A 581-nucleotide genomic window follows, 5' to 3' on the forward strand; every position below is an offset into this window, starting at 1 on the left:
GTCCTTCATCGGCTCCTGATGCCAAGGCATCCACCGTATGCCCTTAAAAACTTGAACACACAAAACGATCAAAACAAATCGCAGACAAGACCCCCACCCACCCTCCCCCGGCTCCACACCCGCAACACGGGAAAGGAAACCAGGAGAAGACAAGATCGAGATCTCGCCAGAGATGCTCGCGTCCACTGTGCAGTTCTCAAAAAACAACCGGGCCCACCAAAACCACACCCCCGTGAGGGGATGCGGTTCAGGTCCCGCGATCCGAAGAAACGTGCCCGTTTCCTCAGGACCCAACAGCGTGTCCAACCCCCCAGCCGCCTGACACCGTAGTTCCCACTCCCCTCACGAATGAAGGGCGGTACTACCCGGCGCACACGGCCAGCGAACTGAATAACCAGTGCTCCACATCTATGAGCAGCCACCCGACGGACACTCGCCGCCGATGATGACCACCGACCCGAACACCCTCCCGAAGAGGATCGTCCGGGCCAGTTGATGCTCCTTAGAAAGGAGGTGATCCAGCCGCACCTTCCGGTACGGCTACCTTGTTACGACTTCGTCCCAATCGCCGGCCCCACCTT

General features: G+C 59.0%; 1 rRNA gene. It reads right to left on the reverse strand.

The window, feature by feature from the left end:
- Nucleotides 1-506: 506 nt before the first annotated feature.
- Nucleotides 507-581 (reverse strand): 16S ribosomal RNA (locus E1291_RS41620); the annotation flags it as partial.

The sequence above is a fragment of the Actinomadura roseirufa genome, assembly GCF_900659635.1.
In the GTDB taxonomy this organism is placed as follows: domain Bacteria; phylum Actinomycetota; class Actinomycetes; order Streptosporangiales; family Streptosporangiaceae; genus Spirillospora; species Spirillospora roseirufa.